Source organism: Litorivivens sp. (assembly GCF_057445395.1).
Genome location: NZ_JBVBUV010000001.1, coordinates 158,532 through 180,551 on the forward strand (window position 1 = coordinate 158,532; position 22,020 = coordinate 180,551).

14 protein-coding genes are annotated in these 22,020 nt (G+C 54.1%); 8 read left to right on the forward strand and 6 right to left on the reverse strand.

What is annotated here, in order from left to right; genetic code table 11:
• Positions 1-77: 77 nt before the first annotated feature.
• From AC222A_RS00635 to AC222A_RS00650, 4 genes are all read right to left on the reverse strand, one after another.
• Complete coding sequence (locus tag AC222A_RS00635) at positions 78-1,244, reverse strand: acyl-CoA dehydrogenase family protein (RefSeq protein ID WP_372765172.1); 1,167 nt, start codon at positions 1,242-1,244, stop codon at positions 78-80.
• A gap of 108 nt (positions 1,245-1,352) precedes the next feature.
• The gene (locus AC222A_RS00640) at positions 1,353-2,543 is read right to left on the reverse strand and encodes a CaiB/BaiF CoA transferase family protein (protein WP_372748673.1); all 1,191 of its coding nucleotides are present in this window, start codon (positions 2,541-2,543) and stop codon (positions 1,353-1,355) included.
• A 96-nt stretch (positions 2,544-2,639) separates the two neighbouring features.
• Positions 2,640-4,418: a thiamine pyrophosphate-binding protein gene (locus AC222A_RS00645; RefSeq protein WP_372748674.1), complete on the reverse strand. Its 1,779-nt coding sequence runs from the start codon at positions 4,416-4,418 to the stop codon at positions 2,640-2,642.
• A 37-nt stretch (positions 4,419-4,455) separates the two neighbouring features.
• The gene (locus AC222A_RS00650) at positions 4,456-5,814 is read right to left on the reverse strand and encodes an aromatic ring-hydroxylating oxygenase subunit alpha (RefSeq protein WP_372748675.1); all 1,359 of its coding nucleotides are present in this window, start codon (positions 5,812-5,814) and stop codon (positions 4,456-4,458) included.
• Positions 5,815-6,069: 255 nt separating this feature from the next.
• On the opposite strand from AC222A_RS00650, the gene AC222A_RS00655 reads away from it, so the two are divergent.
• The gene (locus AC222A_RS00655; RefSeq protein ID WP_372748677.1) at positions 6,070-6,840 is read left to right on the forward strand and encodes a GntR family transcriptional regulator; all 771 of its coding nucleotides are present in this window, start codon (positions 6,070-6,072) and stop codon (positions 6,838-6,840) included.
• 38 nt (positions 6,841-6,878) lie between these two features.
• Entirely contained in the window at positions 6,879-8,831 is a 1,953-nt protein-coding gene (locus tag AC222A_RS00660; protein WP_372748676.1) for an acetoacetate--CoA ligase, read from the forward strand.
• Positions 8,832-8,932: 101 nt separating this feature from the next.
• Here AC222A_RS00660 and AC222A_RS00665 read toward each other — a convergent pair whose 3' ends face one another.
• Together AC222A_RS00665 and AC222A_RS00670 are read right to left on the reverse strand one after the other, a co-directional pair.
• Positions 8,933-11,464, reverse strand: a complete 2,532-nt coding sequence (locus tag AC222A_RS00665) for a TonB-dependent receptor (RefSeq protein ID WP_372758232.1) — start codon at positions 11,462-11,464, stop codon at positions 8,933-8,935.
• Between the two features lie 310 nt (positions 11,465-11,774).
• Positions 11,775-14,273, reverse strand: a complete 2,499-nt coding sequence (locus AC222A_RS00670) for a TonB-dependent receptor (protein WP_372748055.1) — start codon at positions 14,271-14,273, stop codon at positions 11,775-11,777.
• A gap of 228 nt (positions 14,274-14,501) precedes the next feature.
• On the opposite strand from AC222A_RS00670, the gene AC222A_RS00675 reads away from it, so the two are divergent.
• The 6 genes from AC222A_RS00675 (at position 14,502) to AC222A_RS00700 (ending at position 22,020) form a co-directional block, all read left to right on the forward strand.
• Positions 14,502-15,260, forward strand: coding sequence for an SDR family NAD(P)-dependent oxidoreductase (locus AC222A_RS00675; protein WP_372748056.1), 759 nt, complete (start codon positions 14,502-14,504; stop codon positions 15,258-15,260).
• Positions 15,261-15,395: 135 nt separating this feature from the next.
• Entirely contained in the window at positions 15,396-16,376 is a 981-nt protein-coding gene (acuI, locus tag AC222A_RS00680; protein WP_372748057.1) for an acrylyl-CoA reductase (NADPH), read from the forward strand.
• A 365-nt stretch (positions 16,377-16,741) separates the two neighbouring features.
• Positions 16,742-18,886 (forward strand): TonB-dependent receptor, encoded by a 2,145-nt coding sequence (locus tag AC222A_RS00685; RefSeq protein ID WP_486774548.1) that lies wholly within the window; start codon positions 16,742-16,744, stop codon positions 18,884-18,886.
• 25 nt (positions 18,887-18,911) lie between these two features.
• Positions 18,912-20,036, forward strand: coding sequence for an LLM class flavin-dependent oxidoreductase (locus AC222A_RS00690; RefSeq protein ID WP_372748059.1), 1,125 nt, complete (start codon positions 18,912-18,914; stop codon positions 20,034-20,036).
• Positions 20,033-21,205: a sulfotransferase family protein gene (locus AC222A_RS00695; RefSeq protein ID WP_372759299.1), complete on the forward strand. Its 1,173-nt coding sequence runs from the start codon at positions 20,033-20,035 to the stop codon at positions 21,203-21,205. The genes AC222A_RS00690 and AC222A_RS00695 overlap by 4 nt, the downstream gene beginning before the upstream one ends.
• The gene (locus AC222A_RS00700) at positions 21,205-22,020 is read left to right on the forward strand and encodes a sugar phosphate isomerase/epimerase family protein (RefSeq protein WP_372809742.1); all 816 of its coding nucleotides are present in this window, start codon (positions 21,205-21,207) and stop codon (positions 22,018-22,020) included. The genes AC222A_RS00695 and AC222A_RS00700 overlap by 1 nt, the downstream gene beginning before the upstream one ends.

Genomic DNA, 22,020 nt, shown 5'->3' on the forward strand with positions numbered 1-22,020 from the left:
TATTTTTTTTGCGAGCAGCGCTCGCTCCCACCGATGATTGTGATCTGTTGTGGGAGCTGGCTCTGCCTGCGGAGGTCTTAATAGGATTTCGGTAATTCCAAAACCTTTTCAGCAATAAAATTCAAAATCATATGCGGGCTTACCGGCGCGGTTCTGGGTATCAGTACTTCGCGTAGGTAGCGCTCCACATGATACTCCTGTGCATAGCCCATACCACCCAAAGTAAGCATGGCGGTGTGGCAGGCCTCAAATCCAGCTTCGGCGGCTAAGTATTTTCCAGTGTTGGCTTCCACACCACATTCCAGCCCCTTATCAAAAAGGTTGGCGCCCTTCATCACCATCAGGTTGGCGGCCTCTACCTGCGCCCAGCATTTGGCTAACGGGTGTTGAATGCCCTGATTCATACCAATGGGCCGATCAAATACAACGCGTTCCTGAGCATACTTGGCGGCGCGCTGGATGGCTACCCGACCCAGTCCAATGGCCTCGGCGCCGAGCAAAATGCGTTCGGGATTTAGCCCTTTCAGAATTATTTTGAAGCCGTCGCCTTCAGCGCCAATACGGTCTTCTTCCGGGATGAAAAAGTCATTCATAAAGACCATGTTTGAGCCAACGGCGTGGCGACCCATTTTGGGTATCAGCTGGGTTTCAATTTTGCTGTGATCGATGTCGGTAAAAAACAGCGACAGACCATGGGTTTTCTTTTTCACTTCGTCCAGCGGCGTAGTGCGTGCCAACAACATCATTTTGTCGGCGACATGGGCGTTCGTAATCCAGATTTTTTCGCCTGTGACTTTATAGCCGCCGTCGCACTTTACGGCGCGGGTTTTCAGTTTGGTGGTATCCAACCCGACGTTGGGTTCGGTCACCGCAAAGCACATTTTTTGCTCGCCACTGAGGATCGGCGGGATCATGCGCTGCTGTTGTTCTTCAGTGCCGAAATGGGCGATGGGTTCCAAACTGAAAACCGGTCCGTGAATGCTCGAGGCGGCGGTCATGCCGCCGCCGGCCTCGGCCACCGCCTGCATCATAATGGCGGCTTCAGTAATACCAAGCCCAGCGCCGCCAACCGATTCTGGCATGGCGACACCGAGCCAACCGGCTTCGGCCATGGACTTGTGAAACTCAACCGGAAATTCGCCTTTGCGGTCCTGTTCCAGCCAGTATTCGTCGGAGAATTGCGAGCAGTGTTTGAGTACGGCGTCGCGTATATTTTGCTGATCTTCGGTGAGCGAAAAATCCATGATTTCACTCCTTAATGGAATTGAAGTTAAGCCTTCCCCTTCGTGGAGAAGGTTTGGATGAGGGATTGGCCCTCACCCCGACCCTCCCCCAGAGGGAGAGGGGGCGCTTTAAATTAGATCACTGCCTGTTTCGGGTAGATGTGGTTCTTCACCGGCCTTGACCATATCCAGTTCTGCCAGTATCGCATCGGTGTTTTCACCTAGCTTCGGCGTTGGCCCGGCCACTTTGCCGGGGCTTTTCGAGAACCAGGTGGGTATACCGGGAAAGCGCAGCGGGCCGTAGTCTGAATCTACGGTTTCAAAAAATCCGATGGCGTTGAGGTGTTCGTTTTCAAATAGCTCATCGGGAGTACGCAGCGGCGCCGCAGGAATACCGAGCCGGTTCAACAGTTCCAGCCATTCGTCTGTGGTTCGTTCGAGAAAGGTTTCGCCGAGCAGGCCGTAAACTTCGTTAATACGATTGGCGCGCTGTTCCAGCTTTTCGAACTCTGGGCTTTCCCACGCGGGTTTCACCGCCTCCATAAAGAGCGACCAGTGTTTGTCGTTGTACACCAGTGCCGCAATGTAGCCGTCTTTGGTTTTGTAGGGTTTTCGGTTCGGGGCCACTGCGCGGTGGTAGTTAGCCGGGCCGAGCGGGGGGGCGAACAAGGCGCCATTGGCGTGTTCTACCAGCATGAAAGACGCCATGGTTTCAAACATGCCCACCTCCACTTCTTGACCTTCGCCGGTGCGTTCGCGGTGAAACAGTGCCATGACGGTGGAGTAAAGCGCAGTCATGCCGGCAACTTTATCTGCCATGATGGTGCCCACAAAGTTAGCGTCACCGGTGAGCAGTTGTTGCACGTAGGGCAGGCCGCAGTCTGCCTGAATAGTGTCGTCGTAGGCTGGGTGATCGGCGTTGGGACCGCGCCGGCTGTACCCGTAGCAGTTGGTGTAGACAATGTCTGGTTTGATCGCGCTGACGGCTTCGTAATCGAAGCCGAGTTTCTTGATGGCTTTACCGCGCATGGAATGAATAAAGACATCGGCGGTTTCGATCAGTTTGGTGAGCGCCTGTTTGCCTTCGTCGGAGCGCAGGTCGAGTACGACGCTGCGCTTGCCGCGATTCACATTCACAAACACTCCGCTCATGCCCGGTATCGGGCCTTTTGAAACAAAGCGGGTGTTATCGCCAGCGGGCGGTTCGATCTTGATTATATCGGCACCCATGTCCGCCATAATCTGGGTCGAATAGGGCCCCATAACCATAGCGGTCAAATCGATAACGCGTACGCCTTTTAGAGGGCCTTGGGAGGGCACGTTGTAATCCTTTTTTCTAGATACTAATAAGTCTTTGGCTCTTGCCTCACCCCTCTCCTTTGGTCGAGGGGCGGAGTGTTGAGCCAGTTCAGGTGCTTATTGTTGGCCTTCGGCATACCACGTGCGAAAACGGTCGTAGTTCGGTGTATCCAGGTTTTCGTTACCGCCGTGGTTGATCACGGGATCAATGGGTACGTGAATTACCGTGGGCTTGCCGCTGGCGAAAGCGTCGCTTACGGCTTTGCCGAGATCTTCGCCTTTTTCCACATACATGCCCTGGCAACCAAGCGCTTCAGCGGCTTTGTCAAAGCGTACATCTTTGCTCCAGTGCACACCGGGTTCAGTGGTGTTGCCGTGGCCGAAAGTGCGTTTGTAAACGCCTACTTCCAAGCCCCAGGCATTGTCTACCGCAACGACTATAACCATGGGCAGTTTGAGGCGCTGTACCACTTCAAGGTCACCGATGTGATAGAGGAAGGAGGAATCGCTCGTGGTAAACAAAACCGGGCGTTTGCCACCGTCGGCGACTGAGGCGCCAATGGCGTAGGGCAGGCCGGTACCGAGGCAGCCGAAGTTCTGATTCCACACCACATCGCGCGGTTTGCTCTGCAGGTAGGTCCAGGTAAAGATTACGGTGCAGCCGCCGTCGCGCACGTGAATGGCATCTTCGGGCATGGCTTTGGTGGTTTCTATAACCCACTGACCGGTGTGAACGCGGCCGCTGGGGGTGGTGAAATCCTGTTCCGTGAGCGCTTTCAGGCGGGCGCTGTCTTCTTTAATCCAGCGTGGCAGATCCGGGTGTTCAGCGCGGGGGCTGTCTTTCAGAGCAGCGCAAAGTTGGGGCACTACCGTGCGCAAGTCGCCGACTAACGGAACATCTATGGGGCGATTCTGGCCGATCGCTTCTGCGTCCAGTTCGATATTGATCCATTTTCGGTCGGTGTTGCCTTCGGCCCACAAGTAGCCGCGTCCGTAGTGTACCGGTTCGCCAATTTCCGTGCCGATAGCCACGACGACGTCGGATTTGGCAACGATCTCATCGGCGACTTCTGCAAATAGGTAGGGGAAGGTACGATCTTCGATGCCTTCAATAAAAGCGGTACCGCCGGAGGTCTGCAGTACCGGACAGCCCATCAGCTCAGCCAGTTCACGAACTTTCTGACCGGCGCGAGTACACTGCACGGCGTGGCCAACAAGCAAAATGGGGCACTCGGCATTTTTGATCAATTGGGCGGCTTTGGCGACCATGCTGCCATCGGCGCCGGGTTCAACCAGGCGGTATTCGCTGGGTGGTAGGGCAGGTTGAACATCCAACTCGTGGTGGATGACGTGGCCGGGGAATTCTATGTAAACAGGGCCGGGGGTGCCAGACTGGCACACGCGCAGGGCATGGCGAATAATTTCGTCGGTCTGATCTGGATACTCGATGCTGGCGCTCCACTTCACCGAGTTTTTGAATAGGTCTTCCTGCTGGATAAACTGAATGCGTCCACGACGTACGCGGCGTTCGGTGATCCGTGCGCGCTGCCCCCCCAAATAAATGACCGGTGAGTTTTCTACCAGCGAGTTCATCATGGACCCTGAAGCCAGTGCGATGCCAGGGCCAAGCGTTGAGATGCATAGGGCCGGTGTGCCGTTAATGCGGGTGTAGGCTTCGGCCATCATGCCAGCCGACAGTTCGTGGTGGGGGGTAACCACTTGCCAGCCGCGTTTCTCCGCTGCCACAAACAGGTGGACAAAGTTGGGGTCGGGAATACCAAATACGGCTTTTACGCCTTCGGCTTCAAGTAGTTCGAGCACTCGCTCATAGACTGGAATAGTGCTCTTTGCGCTGTCGTGGGTTGTTGGCGCGGAACTTTTTTCGTCTGCGTACATGCTGTTTTGCCCTTTCAAGATAGGATGTGAATACGGTTTATTTAAATTTCTTTGGCTCGCCGGTGCCCATATATCGGGCCAGATTGTGATGCAAATTGACGGTGGCGCGTTCCATGTAGGGGTTGGGCTTCGGGCCGGTAAAGCCGACGGATTTCATGCCCTGCTGGACCGCCTCCATGTTGGAGAAATCTTGCGATAGCACGTAACACCAGGCCTCTTCCGTTGGCGGGCAAAACTCCCATTCGGTGGTCGGCTCTTCGCCTTGTGGAAACAGTTCGTAAACCGCGGCTTCAAAGATGCATTTGTCGGGATCGTAGCCGTAGGGGCGTGCGCTATAGCACAGCATATTATTGACCGCATGGCCGATCTGAAAATTAGGGAATATCTGCCAGGCTGTGCCGGCTTCGCTGGCATGGGCCGGGTCAACGGTAGGCCAGATTACCCCCCGCTTTTCATCGTCAGCGCGGGCCGAGGCCAGCCAGTGTTGCAGTACCTCTGTGGGCGGTGTGCCTTCGGGTAGTTCTTCTGCAAGACGCTCAGCTGCCTTGACCAGTGTTTCGGTAGTATTGGTATTGGCTTTTTCCCAGGTATATTTCTGCATTTCGGCAGTGGCGATGCGCGGATCATTCTCGGTGCCGATACGCAGCTTTCCGGACTGATTGGCATCCATATCCTTGGGGCGTTCATAGCCGATATTGCTGTGGATACCTTGCACTTTGGCCCAGCCTCGGAATTGCCCATACTGGTTGAATTCCGGGTGTGTAGTTTGTACGTGGTAGGTTTCGTTAAAGGCCTCCATGGCCACTTTCCAGTTGCAGTTGAATACGCCCCATTTGCGCCAGCGGTAGCGCATATTGTGCAATTGGTAAGGTTCAAGCATTTGCGGTACGGGCTTGAGAAAATCTGCGAGGGGTTCGCAGTCTGGATTCAAATTAACCCATAGCCAGCCGCCCCAGGTGTCTAGGTTAACGCTGCTTAGGCTGGTGCATTCCTTTGACAGTGCGCCCTGCCAATCTTCCTTGTGAGGTATATGGGTGTTCTCGCCTTCTAGATTGAAGCGCCAGCCGTGAAAGCCACAAATGAACTGGTTGCGGGTGCCTTTGGCATTGCGAGTCCCTTTTTTGACGTCGATCAGACGGCGGCCGCGGTGCGGGCAGGCATTATGGTAGGCCTGAATGGTATCGGTTGCGGTGCGAATAATAATGACGGAGTCGTCGAGTATTTCGTAGGTGAGGTAGTCGCCAATGTTTGGAATCTCTTCGACGCGACCTGCCTGTAGCCAGACTTTGCGCCACAGTTTGTCGCGCTCAGCGCGGGCATAGTCTTCTGACAAATAAGCTTCGACCGGAATGTTGGCGGCCTCGGAAAGAAATTCCGTGGGGGCATCGGTTGTCATGCGTCCTCCTGTTAGTCACGGCGCAGGCTAATTGCTCTGAGGAAAGCCTACACTTGGTCGACAGTGGTGTTTATTAGTGAACCTTCGCAGTTTTTTATGGTTAATGCAATATGTCCGTACATAAAAATTGATAATCACTGTAAAACAGGGGAATATAGTTGAAATTATGAAATTGTCTTCCTTATATGTACGTACAAGCTGTATAGTTGGTTGTTGTTTTTCCGGGCTATTCTCAGGGGGTTACAGTTGCCAGATATTCCGCGCGAAACCGGTGAGCAGGACAGTACAGTAAAAAGCAAAGCCGCTGGGCCCTTGTACCGCCAGGTTGCCCAGAGTTTGCTAGACGACATTGTTAGTGGTGCGCAGCCGGTCGGTTCGCTGCTACCTACGGAAGACGAGTTGTGCAAACGCTATGAGGTCAGTCGTCATACCGTTCGGGAGGCGCTGCGCGTACTGCGCAACGACGGCCTAGTGGAGTCGCGCCAGGGGGCGGGCACGGTTGTAATCCCTCCGAAATCGTCGGGCAGCGATATTCATCAGGTTATGTCGATTAATGACCTGCTGGCATTTGCCTCGGATGCCCGGTTTGAGGTGGACTCCATCACTATGATTCGTGTCGATGGGAAGTTGGCCGAGCGGGCCGGGCTGAACGAGGGTGACGAGTGGTTGCAGGTGCTCGGTTATCGCCGCGCTCGCACGGGTGATGAGGCTCTGTGCTGGACCGAGTATTACATCAATCGAGATTATGCTGCAGTGGGCAGGATACTGCAGCGCCATGCTGGACCGGTCTTCCCACTGATTGAAGACATGTTTGGTCTGAGCATTATTGAAGTACAACAGCAGATTTCTGCAACCCTGGTGAGCGGAAAACTTGCCGGTGGCCTGCAGGTAAAGCCGGGTTCGGCGGCGCTCGAAGTAAGGCGTACATACAAAACGTCCAGTGGCAGTAAGGCCCAGGTCACCATCAATACGCACCCGGCCGCTCGCTTTCAGCATTCGATGACCATGCGGCGTGTTAGGGGCTGAACTGCCTAACTGTCCGGTAAAATTTATTTGAGGAAACCATGTCCCAGTTGCTCTGGAAGCCATCTCAACAGCGCGTTGAAAACACGTTGCTGTACCATTTTATTTGCGCGCAACATCGCGGTTTTGAAGAAGCGGAGGATGCCTACGATGCAGTGTGGCAATGGTCACTTGATGAGCCTGAAAGTTTCTGGCGTGCCTGTTGGGATTTTTGTGGTGTAGTCGGCGACCCGGGTAGTAGCGTTATTCGCTATCCGGAACGGCTGATAGATACAGAATTGTTTCCGCAGGCTCAACTTAACTATGCGGAAAATTTGCTGGCGAGAGATATTGATGGTCCCGCCCTGATTTTTTGCAGTGAAAATGGTGAGCGTCATGAATGGTCGCGACAGGATCTGCTCGATAAGGTGTCGTGTTTGCAACAGGCGCTGAAAGCCGAGGGCGTTGGGCGAGGCGATCGGGTGGCGGGGTATTTACCGAACCTGCCCGAAACCGTTGCAGCAATGCTGGCGACGACATCGCTGGGGGCTGTTTGGTCTTCTTGTTCGCCGGATTTCGGTCTGAGCGGTCTGGTGGATCGTTTCGGGCAGATCGAACCCAAGGTTCTGTTTACGGCCGATGGCTACTGCTACAACGGAAAGCCCTTTGATTCGCTGAACACGGTGAGTGCACTGTGTGACCAGGTGGACAGTATTGCGAAAGTGGTGGTGATCCCTTATGCGAATTCGCAGCCAGATATTACTGCCTTGGGAAGTCGGGGCATATTACTGGATTCGCTCCTGACGGATTACACGCCGCAAGCGGTTTTCTATACTCGGGTTTCGTTTCGCGATCCGCTTTTTATTCTGTTTTCATCCGGTACCACCGGGCTGCCAAAATGTTTTGTGCATTCCGTTGGTGGTACGCTACTGCACCACCTGAAGGAGCATCAATTGCAAGGCGATATCCGTCCGGGAGATCGTATGCTGTATTTCACAACCTGCGGTTGGGCAATGTGGAACTGGCAGGTAAGTGCTTTGGCTTCGGGGGCATCGCTGGTGTTATTTGAAGGTTCGCCGACCTTTCCCGATGGTTACGCGCTAGCACAATTGGTTCAGCAGGAAAACGTCACCCACTTTGGCACCTCTGCCAAGTATCTGGATTCACTGGCCAAGAAAAACGTACGCCCGATTGAGCGTTTCGATTTCCCACACCTAAGAACGCTGTTTTCGACCGGATCTCCGCTGTCAGCCGATGGCTTTGTCTATGTCTACGACGCATGGAAAAGCGATGTGTGCCTGTCCTCGATTTCCGGTGGAACCGATGTTATTGGCTGCTTCGTTGGGGCTAACCCAATTGGGCCGGTCTATGCAGGTCAGTGCCAGAAAAGGCATTTAGGTCAGGATGTGCAGGTCTACAACGAAGCGGGAGAAGCGCTGTTAGGTGAGCCAGGAGAGCTTGTTTGTCGAACTGCGCATGCAGGCATGCCTCTCGGGTTTCTGAACGATCCCGGTAAAGAGCGCTATTTCAACGAATATTTCAGTAAGTTCGACAATGTATGGTACCACGGCGATTGGGTTGAGTTGACGCCAGAAGGCGGCATGATTTTTTATGGGCGTTCCGACGCCACGCTAAATCCAGGTGGCGTGCGTATTGGTACCGCTGAAATCTATCGTCAGGTAGAAAACATTGACGAAATTCTTGAGGCGCTGGTCATTGGTCAGAACTGGGACAACGATGTTCGGGTAATCTTGTTTGTTCGGCTCCGTGATGGGGTTGAATTGAATGAGGCGCTGGTGCAGCGAGTCAAGGCGGAGATACGCGCAAATGCCACACCGCGTCATGTGCCGGCAAAAGTGATTGCGGTTAGTGACTTGCCGCGAACCCATTCAGGAAAAATTTCAGAGCTGGCTGTGAAAAACACGGTGCACGGCCGGCCGGTCAAAAACCGCGATGCGCTGAGTAATCCGGAGGTGTTGGAATTGTTTGCCGGAATGCCGGAACTGCAGATCTAAGGCAGCGCGTTGCGGGACGTTACGTACTTTGCATTAGATGCTTTGTAAATACGGCGCTTCTGCGTGAAGCAGAAGCGCCGTGGATTCAAGCAGCGCAAAGGCTAGTTGCCAAAGTTATACCGCAGTCGCGCACCAACCATTTTCGGCAGGCCGACCTGTACAGACTCAAAACTGAGGGTGTTGTAGGTGCCTGAGATATAGGTGAGATATTCTTCGTCGCGGACGTTGGTGGCGAAAACCGACAGATCAAAGTCGCTGCCCATTATCGATAGCCAGCTCGCGTTATAGTTAATCAGGTCGTAGGACGGCAGAATGGCAAACGGTGATGCGCTGCTGGCAGCCGCGCGCTGCTCGCCAGTGTGAACATAGGTCATGCTCGCGCTGAGTACGCCCCATTCGGCCGGAATGGGCAGCTGATAGTTTAGCGTCGCTACCCAGGCTTGCTCGGCGGCAAATGGCAGCTCATCGCCCTTGTCGGCGATGGGAGTGGCTGTCTGAGAGGCAATAAAACCGGAGAAGGGGTCGCCTGAGGCAGCTGTTACTGCGTCATTCACTTTTTGCGGGTCAATGTTCGCCGCCTCTACGAGCTTGGTGTCGAGTTCAGAGTAGGACAAATTGACGGTCAAGCCTTCATACAGTTGCACCATGGCTTCTATTTCAAAGCCTTTTATTTCTGCTTCACCGGCGTTGGCAACGGTTGTGGTAGGCCCGGCGGTTGCTGAGATATAGCCGTATTGAAGCTGCATGTCGGTGAGTTCGTTGTCAAACACAGCGATGTTGAAGCGCCCCGGGAACCAGCCGCCGAAACGACTCTTCAGGCCGATTTCGTAGGTGTCCACGGTTTCGTAATCGTGAGAGTCTAGGCCCGGGTCTGCTGCCAGGTTGACACTGCCTTGGCGGTAACCACGAATATATTTGCCATACACCATGACATCATTAATGGGCTGGTAGCTTACTTCGATCATACCGGTTGGGGCGTTACTCTCCTGCTCCGGCGTGGAGATCGACACAATGGGGTCCGGATTGCGATTTTCTCCGGTGAAAGTATGGCGTCGTTTGATGCCAAAACCTCGGGTCTCGTCCCAGGTGTAACGCAGGCCGGCGGTAATGCTGAGGGTTTGTAGCAAATCGTAACTTGCCTGGGCGTAAACGGCTTTGTTGAGAAACTCCGTTTTGTATTCTTGATCCAGCACGCTGCCCAAGGTGCCATTGGTTATATCAAAACAGTTGTAGTCGTTCGGGTCGGCGCTTTCTATGGTCGTGAGATCACATGAGATAAGGCCGGCAGATGTATTCCCGGAAAAACCGTCAGGCTTGCTGCTCTCGTAGTAGGCGCCGCCTTGCCAGATTAAGCGGCCGTCAAAAGAAATGCCCTGTAATTGGATTTCTTCTATCCAGCCGACCTGACTGGTTACCGGAATGTCAGGGCTGGGAACCGAGACACCCACAGCGAACTCGCGTCGTGGATCAGCACCGGGAAGCGGGGCGGGGAATATACCGCCTAATGCAGTTAGACCTGCGGCGGTTTCGGTAAACTGTGTGCCGAAGATATCGGAGCCGTTTTCAGTTTCCAGATGTGAATACGCCAGAATGTTTTTCAGTGTAACGGTGTCACTCAGATTCCAGGTAGTGGTGTTGATGACGCGCTTTTCCTGGATGGTTGTGATCGGTGTGGCGATGGTGCTAACCAGATCGTACCAGCCGCGCTGCCCCATCGCTTCCTGACGTTCCAGCTGCTGAGCACAGGCGGGGCCGGTGAGCGCGTAAAAGGTATTGACGCTCGGGTCTGCGTTGTCATTGCAGGTAAATAGCCGCGACGTATAGCCCTTTGATTCCGAGTCTACGACGTTGAATATCGTGTAGTTTTCCAGATCGTCGGTGATATCCCAGACGACACTGAGGCGCAGTGCAGTGTAGTCCGTGTTGCCAAGCGCCTCCGCACCGATGTTGGCAACGTTGTTAAGATGGCCGTCGCGTTCGTTCTTATCCACACCAAACCGAATCTTGAAATTGTCGGCAACCGGGAAGTTGACCACCCCCTGGAGTCGGCTTATTCCCATGTCGCCATCTGACAGTTCAATATAGCCTTCAAATTCATCGGAGGGCTTGTTGGGTACCAGCAGTACGGCGCCGCCAGTGGTGTTGCGACCAAACAAAGTGCCCTGGGGCCCTTTAAGTACCTGCACATTCTGCAGATCGTAGAAGTAACCTGGACCTGCGCCGTCACCGGAGGTTTGTGAGGTTTGGCCGCGCGGTGCGACGACCTCGGCAAAGTAGGTTGCTACCGATGCAGCGGTTCGCAACGATTGTGTAAAACCACGTAACGAAAAGGAGGTGTTTTCATTCCCAAAACGCGTGTTTGTACTCAAAGAGGGAGTATAGGTCGCAAGATCCGCCGCATTGGTCATGTTGGCGTTGGCGATCTGTTCGTCGGAGAAAACGGTAATGGAGATGGCAACATCTTGCGCGCTTTCTTCGCGTCGTGTTGCCGTAACGATAACCTCTTCCAAAGCCGAGGTTTTTACCTCGCGGGTATTGTTAGTGTTAGTGCCGTCCTGGGCATACGCTGCGCTTGCAGTTAGTGCTGCAGCGAGACTGGCGCACTTAGTCCAGGTGATTTTCCCGTACCGCATTGAGCACCTCCTTCTTTATTATCATGTTCGTCAGCATTTACAGCATACCATGTTTCATATTTAAGTCATCATCAGTGTTGTATAAATAAGCGGCAGGTTGGCAGTCATTCCTGCCTCTGCTGCTTATCAGGTATACGACGCGGGCAGGCTAGCATGGGTCTGTGTAGCGAGGATGTGGCCAGTTGATTGCGGCTGATATGCCTCTTGACTGCAGCCGCGACGATGGCGTCACGCAGCCAATCGTGTAGCCGATGCAGGCAAGTTTGGGAGGGCTGCCGGCGACAGAGAGCCGCCGGCTTGGTTACGTACCTTAAAAGTTGTAGCGCAGGCGAGCGCCGTACATACGCGGCAGGCCCATCTGACGAGAGGTAAACCCGAGCGAACCGTCAGTACCAGACAGGTACACCTCGTACTCTTTATCCTGAACATTGGTGACGAAAAAATTCAGGTCAAGCGGTACACCAAACATATCGTTCCAGGTGATGTTGGCGTTGATCAGACTGTAGGGGTCGAGCACATCAAAAGGTGTACTGCTACCAGAAGACTGACGCTGTGCGCCGGTATAGATGTAGGTCGCGCCCACACTGATCATGCCAATTTCGTGTGGTAAAGGCAGGCGATAATTGACGTTGGCGGTATAGGCTTTGTCCTGCGCGAAAGGCAGGGTTTCACCCACGTCTGCACTGGAGCTGTAGGTGGCGCCCGCGATGGGGCCGCCGGCTGCAGCCACTTTGTCGCCGTTGTCGTCTTGCTCCAGCAGTTCGGTTATCAAGCGCGAGTACGACAAAGCCAGCGACAGATCTTCGGTTAACTGAAAATACGCTTCAATTTCGCCGCCTCGAATTTCGGCACTGCCGGCGTTAAAAATCGCGGTAGTTGGCCCCTTGGTGGGGGATACGTAACCACCTTGCAGCTGCATGTCGGTGAAGTCGTTGTCAAAAACTGAGACGTTAAAGCGGCCAGGAATTGGCCAGCTAAACGTGGTTTTGGCCCCAAGCTCAAAGGTATCAACAGTTTCTTTGTCGTGGGTCTGGATGCCGAAGTCGGCGGCCATATTCACGCTACCCTGGCGGTAACCGCGCACGTATTTTCCGTACACCATCACGTCGTTCCATGGGCGAAACTGCAATTCAAACAGCCCGGTGGGTGCTTCGCTGTGCTGGGATGCGCGCTCGTTGGCGACAATGGGGGCCTGACGTGCTGTGCCGGCAAAGGTATGGCGGAAAAAACGGATTTGTCCGAGTGTGTCATCCCAGGTATACCGCGCGCCGGCTGTAATGCTGAACCACTCTAAAACGTCATAGGTGGCTTGGGCATAGACGGCCTTGTTGCGATATGTCGTTTCGTTGTAAATCTGTGAAACGCTGCCCAGTACCCCGCCGGTAGCGTCAAAGCAGTTGTATTGATTGGGGTCGCCAGTGGCAATGGTGGATAGATCACAGGAAATCAAAATGGCAGCGTCGTTGCCGCTGACACCATTGGGCAGGCTGTCTTCGTAGTAGAGTCCTGCCTGCCAATCAAGACGGCCGTCGAAAAATAGGCCTTGCACCTGGATTTCCGCAACGCGTCCCTGCTGGTCGGTAACCGGGCGATCGGGGCTGGTCAGTGAGATACCGGGTGAGAATTCCCTACGGGGGTCGACTAAGCCGGGCACGGTCGCGCCGGGAATGCCCATGCCTAGGAGGGCTGCCTGGGTTTCCGTAAATTGGGTGCCGAAGATGTCCGAGGTGTTTTCCGTCAGCAGTTCCGAGTAGGCCAGGATGTTGTTGATCGTAATGGTTTCTGTGATGTCCCAGCTGAATTTGTTGATGATGCGCAAATCTTCAATCAGCGCGATGGGTTTGGAAACTGTGCTGACGACGTCAAACCAGCCGTCCTGACCGGTGTCACGCTGACGTTGCAGTTGCTGTTGGCAGCCGACGCCGGTGAAGGCTACGACCGGGTTTTGGGTTGGGCTTTCGTCGGTGCAGTCGAATAATCGCGATGTTGTGCCGTAGGTTTCGGAATCAGCGTAATTGATGACGGTGTAGTTTTGGATATTGTCTGTCACATCAAACAGCGCGCTGGCGCGCAGAGCGGTGTAATCTGCGTTACCCAGTTCGTCTGAACCAATACCGGTGATGTTGTTGAGATGGCCGTCACGCTCTTTGATATCAAGGCCCAGGCGCAATTTAAAGCGCTCTGAGATTGGCAGATTTATAACCGCTTGCTGTTGGCGCAGGTTGTAGTCGCCGGCACTGAATTCAACGTAAGCTTCAAATTCATCGGCGGGCTTGCGGGGCACGAATAAAATGGCGCCACCGGTGGTGTTACGACCAAAAAGGGTTCCTTGGGGGCCTTTTAGTACCTGAATGTTTTCCAGGTCAAACATGGTGCCGGGCCCGGCACCATCGCCCGAGGTCTGTACGTTTTGGCCGCGTGGTGCGGCAACTTCCGCAAAATACACGCCGACAGACGCGGTGGTGCGCAGTGCTTTGGTAAATCCGCGCAGAGAGAAGGAGGCGTTTTCCGGCCCAAAACGGTTATTGATCGACAGCCCGGGGGTGTAGTCAGCCAGATCACTGGAATTTGTCATGTTGGCATTGGCAAGTTGCTCCTGACTCAGCACTGTCATTGAGATCGCGACATCTTGCTGACTTTCGGCGCGGCGCTGGGCGGTGACAATCACTTCTTCCAGGGTGGCACGTGCAGCGGCCTGTTCCTGGCTCAGTGCGGGGAAGGAAATCGCGCTAATAGCGGTACCTGCCGCTATTCCTGCAATCGCGGTAACACGATTTAATTTGTATGGAAACTTGTCTGGTTTTTGCACGGCTTCCTCCGGCCTATGGTGTTATCTTGGCTTAAAATCTGGGGATTTATGTTCTTGTGAAACTTTATAGTTCATATGTTTCATCCGTACATATTTGAACTGCGACTTGCATAATAGGCGCGGATGTTTATATTAGTCAACAGTGTTGTTAACATGTTGATTTGCCAAGGGCCGTGTTTTTGCAGGCGGTCATTGGCGGCGCTGCACGCATATATTGAGGTTTATACAATGACAGAAACAAAAAGAGTGGCGGTGGTGACCGGTGGTGCGTCTGGGATTGGCGCAGCCTGTTGCCGGCGACTTGCGAAGAGTGGTGTGGATGTTGCCATCTGGGATCTGAACGAAGAACTGATGGCAGAAGTGGCCGAAGATGTTCGGGCTCTTGGCCAGCGCGCTATCACCAGTAAAGTGGATGTCTCCGACCGAGCCGTGGTTAAAGCGGCGGTGGCGAAGGCGCGTGCTGAGTTGGGGCCGGTTACCATCATGGTCAATTCTGCGGGCGTTCATGCCACGGGCGCTATTACCAAAATGACCGATGATGAATGGAATCGAGTGATCAATATCAATCTGAACGGTTCATTTATTGTTACCCAAGAAGTGCTGGACGATATGATTGCGGAAAACTGGGGTCGTATTGTTTATATCTCATCGTCGAGCACACAGACCGGTTCGCCAAATATGGCGCATTACGTTGCGTCAAAAGGCGGTGTTATCGGTTTGACTAAAGCGTTGGCAGTAGAGCTGGGGCCGAAGGGTATTACGGTAAACAACGTGCCGCCAGGATCGGTGGATACACCCATGCTGCGTAACCTTGAAGCCAAAGGCGGTTTGCCAGGCGGTGCGGAAGCCATTGGTCTGCGTAACCCGGTGCAGCGTCTGGGTACGCCGGAAGATATGGCGGCCGCGGTTGCCTTCCTGGTATCAGAAGAGGCGGGCTATATCACGGGTCACACCTTGAGCGCCAACGGTGGCCGCTACATGAACTAATGCTATTCGACAGCGCTGTTGAATAGTGTCAGGCGCTTGGTTATGCTGCGATGCCTACGCATATCGGGCGCCATTCTCTTCGGCTAGTGGCTGGCGTTGAATGGCGCTGAATTTCGAAACCTAAGGACTTCACTAATGAAAGCAATCCTGATTGAGAAAACTGATGACGGCCAAACCGTTGCCGTAAAAGACTTGGATCAAAGTGCGTTGCCAGAGGGCGATGTGCTGGTAAAGGTCGATTATTCCACCATTAATTATAAAGACGCGCTGGCCATTACCGGAGCTTCTCCGGTGGTGCGCAAGTGGCCGATGATGCCCGGTATTGATCTGGCTGGAACTGTGGAAGAAAGCAGCCACGCCAACTGGAAAAAAGGTGACCGCGTTGTGTTGAACGGCTGGGGCGTCGGTGAGACCCACGAGGGTGGCCTGTCTCAGTATGCGCGTCTTAAAGGTGACTGGCTGGTTGCGTTGCCGTCGGCATTTGATGCCCGTCAGGCGATGATTATTGGCACTGCTGGTTACACAGCGGCGCTGTGTGTTGAGGCGCTGGTAAATCACGGTATCAAACCGGAAGACGGGGATATTTTGGTAACGGGCGCCAGTGGTGGCGTTGGCAGTATCGCGATTGCGCTGCTGGCAAAAGCCGGGTTCAGTGTGGTTGCGTCTACAGGTAAAACGAGTGAAGAAGCCTATCTGAAAGGTCTGGGCGCCAAGAGCATTATCGATCGCGCTACCTTGTCAGAAGCTGGTAAACCCATGCAGAAAGAGATCTATGCGGGCGTGGTAGACGCCGCCGGTGGCAATACGCTGGCCAATGCCTGTGCCCAGACCAAGTACCGTGGCGCCGTGGCGGCTTGTGGCCTTGCAGAGAGCCCCAAATTTCCAACCACAGTGATGCCTTTTATTCTGCGGGGCGTAACGCTCTATGGAATTGACAGTGTGATGGCGCCGTTGGCTGTACGAAAGCCGGCGTGGGATCGCCTGGCCCGTGATCTGGATGCCGATCTGCTTGAGTCTGTCGCGACCGATATCAAGCTTGCTGACGCCGTCGATGTCGCCAAGGATGTACTGGCCGGCAAGATCAAAGGCCGCCTGGTGGTTGACGTTAACGCTTGATCCTCCGTTTCCTTCACCTCTCTTTCATAGGAAGAGAGGTGAAGCTTGCTTCCAAAACTACAATCGCTTACTCATACGAATACGCGATGAAACTTCCTCCCCTGATGTCTATTTGGGTTTCGCGACCGCTGTGCTGCGTCGTTTGGCTGCTTTTATATATACATCACTGTTGACTAAATGTGTCAGTCCTTTTTATAGTCGTTGAATGGTTGCGAGGTTTTCCTTCTCCCAGCCTATAGCGATTACAGAGGGAAATAACGATGCATAAACCCCCACTCGCCCCGAAGTCACTGCTATTGGCTTGTGGTCTAATTGTGTCTGCTGTCAGTGCTCAGTCAGCTCCTAGCAGTGCGGCGCAGAGTAGGGTGATTGAGGAGGTAATTGTTACCGCTGAGCATCGTCAGTCGTCATTGCAGGACACCCAGATTTCACTGACGGCATTTTCCGAACAGAAAATCGCAGACCTTGGCTTGAGTAACGCCTCAGATATCGGCAGTTATACCCCCAACCTGACCATCTCCCCGCAGATCGGCGGGCGCAACGGCTTTGCGGTGAATATTCGCGGGGTGCGCAATGGTGAAACCCTGATTTCATTCGAGCCTGCGGTCGGGCTGTATTTGGACGGTGTGTTGATCGCAAAAAATTCCGGTGCATTGCTCGATGTTGCCGATCCCGAGCGGATAGAAGTATTGCGTGGACCGCAGGGAACACTTTACGGCCGTAATACCATCGGTGGCGCAATCAATGTCGTTACCAAAAAACCGAGTGATGAATTGGAAGCGCGCTTGTCGCTGACCGCAGGTAGCTATAGTCAGCGCGATATTAAGGGCATGCTGAATCTACCCTTGCTGAGCGATAGCAGCCCGATTGGCGCCTTGAATTTGCGTCTGGTCGGCGCAAACTACGAGCGCGATGGTTTTTACGACAATACCTTTGCCGGTGCCGAGAGCAGTGAAGTACAGGATAGGAACCGGGATGTCGCCTTGGTCCACCTTGAGTGGCGGCCAGATGAGAGGTTCAGCGCACGTTACAGCTACGACCGCACGGAAATTGATGAAATACCGCTGCCGTCGTTTGTCACTGTTATAGATGAAAATCATGCCACCGGTGCGGACCTAGAGCCGTATCGGGTAAAACAAGGCAAGCGTCCGGAAGAAGGCAGTTGGGATGGCCGCATGTTTGGCATCAGTGATGTGGAAGGCCACGCACTAAACCTCTCGGTTGAACTCGGTGAAAGTCTCTCACTGACTTCCATATCCTCTCTGCGGACCGTTGAAATCGACGGTGGCGGTGATGCCGATGGTGCGCCGATTCATCGTTTTCATACCCTGGATTTTTCCACATCTGAAACGTTTACTCAGGAATTTCGTCTACTGGGTGAAGCGTTAAATTCGCGCCTGAGCTATGTTGTTGGTGCTTACTACCTCGATGAGGACGGTGAGCAGGATAACTTTATCAACCCTTATGTAGCGGCCGCGCCCGGTGTATTTGTTTTTTTTGAGCGCACCGACAGCGCCGACTTTGACGTGCAGGCCAGAGCGTTGTACGCCCAGGCCACCTATAATCTGAGCGACAGCTGGGATGTGACAGCCGGGGTGCGCTACACAGAAGAAGATCGAGCGATGTCCAAAGTGCGTACGGATATACTCAGGCAGCCCCTGCTAGGCTTGCCGCTTACAACAACTCTTACGCATTACCCGGAAACCGAGCGTAGCTTTACAAACGTATCGCCGATGGCCTCGACTAGCTATCACTGGAACGATCAAGTAATGGCCTATTTCAAGGTGAGTCAGGGCTACCAGTCAGGTGGTTTTAACTCGCGCGATGCGGACGCTCGCGATTTCGCTCGGGGTTTTGATGAAGAAACCCTGACAGCCTATGAAATTGGTTGGAAAGCCACTTTTGCCGATCAGCGGATTCGCTTAAACGGCGCCGTATTCCACAGCGATTATGCTGACAAGCAGGTTAATGCGTTTAATCAGGAAACCGCTGCCAGTGTTATTCGCAATGCCGGCGTTGTTGAAATTCGCGGACTGGAATTGGAGTTTGTGACCCTGCTTACCGATTCGCTGGAGGCCGGTTTGGATTATGGCTACACCGATCCCGAATACGTTGAGTACGACAATGGCCAGGGCAGCGATCTGACCAATTCTAATTTTCCTTATACACCAAAGCATAATGCGCACGCCTTTTTGGTCTACGACCAACCTCTGCCCTTCGCTCATTTTACTGCACGGTTGGATTGGAGCTATCAGGATGAGATGACGTTTCTGACTCCTGCCCCGGAAACCAATTCCGGAGATTCCTATCAGCTATGGAGCGCGCGCATTTCTTTGAGTGACATGAGTGGCTTCGGTGACAGTCGCGTACGGGTTTCGCTTTGGGGTAAAAACCTTGCGGACGAAGAGTACTGGAATTTCGGGGTCGATCTGTTCAGTTTCTTTGGGTACGCCATTAATAGTTATGGTGATCCGAGAACCTACGGTGTCGATCTGGAAATCGAGTTTTAATCAGTCGAATCAGGATATAAATCTAATGAAAGTCCAACCCGCCGCTTTTTTGCGGACAACCCTGCCACTGGATTTCAGTGTGCTGGAAAATCTCGACAGTGGGCGCTACCACTCCATCTGGCTACCGGACCATATGGTGAGCTTCTGGCCTGATTCTATTTGGACACCAGAGTTTACCGATCTGGCAACAGTGTCTCCGTCGCCCCATCGACACCTGGATGGCATGGCCGTGGCGGCTGCAGCTGCAGTGCAGACAAAGAATGTGCCAATTGCCACCAGTGTTGTAGACACCGTACGACGTCATCCTTCCCTGTTGGCGCAATCTGCACTCACGATTGATCATCTCTCGAAGGGTCGGTTTATTCTCGGATTGGGTAGCGGTGAAACCGAAAATACCGTGCCCTACGGCTTTGACTTTTCCAAACCGGTCGGGCGTTTTGAAGAAAGCCTGCAAGTGATTCGCAAGCTGTGGGAAAGTGAAGGGCCAGTCGATTTCGACGGAAAGTTTTTCAAGCTCCAGCATGCCCGGCTGGATACCGAGCCCTATCAAGGTAACTACCCGAAAATCTGGATTGGAGCCAGCGGTCCGCGCATGTTGAAAATCACAGGCCGCTACGCTGATGGCTGGTGGCCGGCCGGTGCCTGGGAGCCGCAAGAGTATGCCGACAAGCTGGCGGTTATTCGTCAGTCTGCCGAAGAAGCGGGGCGCGATCCGATGGCGATAACGCCCGCGTTTATCATGACCTGCCTGATCGGCGACGACGATGAGTTGGCCGAAATTTTGAAGGCCCCGCTGGTTAAAGCCTGGATATTACAAATATCGGCGCCCGCGCTGAAAAAATTTGGATACGACCATCCAATGGGAGAGAACTGGGGTGGGTATCAGGACATCGATCCCGGCATTCTGACGCGCGAGCGTATACTCGACATGCTCGACAAGGTTGATCCGGAAGCGATATTGGCGGTTATTCCCCACGGCTCGCCGAAACAGGTAGCCAAACAGATTAAGGGGTTTGTCGAGGCCGGGCTGCGCGTTCCCAAAGTTTTGGATTACGGCGGCATGGCTGGGTTGAAATACGGTGCTATTTCAGCCCAGAAAGTACGGGAAACCGAAGACGAACTGATGAAGCTGTGTGGGGATATTGCATGATTTTGAATCCCGCCAAATTGCTCGCTGAGGCCGAACAGCACACTGGGCTAAACGATTACGGCGATGACAGTTTTCCCGAGCGCTTTACCATTGCCATGGCCCAGCTGCAGAAACTGGGTATGGATGAAAGTGGTCAGCAAGCGGCAGCCAAGGTGGCAGTGGGTTTGGTGACCTCGCGCCTGAGCTTTTTTAACGATCATAAAACGATTCCGGGCCTCGCTGACGAAGTGATCGAGCGCCCATTGTTTGCCACTGGCGAACCACGCTCGGGCACAACCCTGTTACATGCGCTGCTCTCGGTTGACCCCGCCGCCCAATCCCTGCGTTTCTGGGAAGTCATGTATCCCTCGCCGCCCCCGGGTCTGGCAAGGCCAGACGATCCGCGTCGCGCGCTGGCAGATGACGATTGGCGCGAGATAAATTCGATGGCTCCCGACTGGCTCAAGATTCACCCGTATAACGATATGTTAGGAGACGGGTTGCCGGAATGTGAGCGCACCTGGGCGATGGATTTCCGGGTGATGACTCCCACTGCCTGGTGGAAGGCACCAATCGGTATGTATGTCGGTGGTATGCCAGTGGATGCCCATGCCCAGTACCGCATTCACAAAATGATGCTGCAGCATTGCCAGTATTGCCCAGATAAAATCGGCCCAGCGAAAAAACACTGGGCGCTTAAAGGTTTTCACGGTCCGCGCCTTAAAGCGTTTTTTGATACCTATCCCGATGCGCGACTGATTTGGATCCACCGCGATCCGGTACAGGTGACAGCTTCACGCATCGGTATGGCGGCGGCGCTTACCAAGGCTTTTGCTCGTGGCAAAGTTGATGTTTCAGAGCAGGCCTCGATTCATTTGGCCGCAACCCGCGCCGGCATTCAGGACACCATGAACAATCCGCTGGTGGATGACCCGCGCATCTTCCATGTGCGCTACAAAGATTTTACCGGTGACCCGGTAGGAACCATTGCCAAATTCTACGCCTTTGCCGGTTACGATTTTACGCCGGAGGCCGAGCACGCCATGCGCGATTATCTCGCCAATAATAAGGGCGATCGCTACGGCAAGTTTGTCTATGCTGCGAGCGACATCGGTGTGGATATTGCTGAATTGAACGACGAGTTCGCCCCATACCGCGAACGTTTTGGCCTCGACGTGGAGGTACGTTAATGCATCCCCGGGTCTGTATCGATTCCATTGCCTTTATGTCCGACTCTCTGGCAACCCAGTCCGAGTACTTCAGACGCCTGGGTGCCAGCAAGGTTACGCTGCTTGGGCACCATATTGCACAGGAGGGCACGGTGGCGGCGCGCGCTGCACTAGACCACGCGGGCTGCCAACTGCAAACGGTGGTGCATCCATTTCTGCCCGGCCAAGCGCTCAAACCCTCGGCGGCCAGTTGGGAGGCACCGCGGGAGGCTCTGGCGAAAAGTATAGATGCCGTAGCGGAGCTGGGGGGCAAGTCTCTTTACATGATCACCGGCGGACACGGCGGCATGATCTGGGAGGAGGCCGCTGAGGTGTTCTGTCAGGCGATTAGCCCGTGTATTGGCCATGCGGCGCAGCGCGGCGTGACACTGATGATTGAAAACGCGCCCCCGCTGTACGCGGATATCCATATTGCCCATAGTCTGCGCGACACTATCACGCTGGCTCGACAGGCAGGAATCGGTGTCTGCATAGACTTGCCCGGCTGCTGGACAGAAGCTGGTCTACAAGATCTGATCCGTGAGGCTGTGCCCATTACCCACCTGGTGCAGGTCAGTGATTATGTCTGCGGCGATCGCTGTGTGCCAGCAAGAGCGGTTCCGGGCGATGGCAATATGCCACTGGAGCGCATGATTGGCTGGTTGCTCGACGCCGGTTATACGGGCCTGTTTGATCTGGAATTGATCGGCCCGCGCATTGACGAGGAAGGTGGCTTTGCCGCCACTCAGCGCTCGGCAGAATCTCTCAGTGCACTGCTAGAAAAACTAGGAGCCTGA